At 51.2% G+C, this 301-nt stretch carries 1 rRNA gene (cut by a window edge); it reads left to right on the top strand.

Going from position 1 to position 301, the window contains the following annotated elements:
- Window positions 1-301: ribosomal RNA gene (locus tag ACFV2S_RS37925) — 23S ribosomal RNA — on the top strand (its annotated part extends 741 nt beyond the left edge of the window); the annotation flags it as partial.

Below are 301 nucleotides of genomic sequence, written 5' to 3'. Positions count from 1 at the left end.
TTGGTGGTCCATGTTTAAGGTGGTAGGCTGGAATCTTAGGTAAATCCGGGATTCTAAGGCCGAGAGCTGATGACGAGTTATCTTTTAGATGACGAAGTGGTTGATGCCATGCTTCCAAGAAAAGCTTCTAAGCTTCAGGTAACCAGGAACCGTACCCCAAACCGACACAGGTGGTTGGGTAGAGAATACCAAGGCGCTTGAGAGAACTCGGGTGAAGGAACTAGGCAAAATGGCACCGTAACTTCGGGAGAAGGTGCGCCGGTGAGGGTGAAGGACTTGCTCCGTAAGCTCTAGCCGGTCG

Source organism: Streptomyces sp. NPDC059695 (genome assembly GCF_042733785.1).
Classification (GTDB): domain Bacteria; phylum Actinomycetota; class Actinomycetes; order Streptomycetales; family Streptomycetaceae; genus Streptomyces.
Note: the sequence above shows the minus strand (reverse complement) of the source record. Positions and strands in the feature narration are given on the sequence as shown.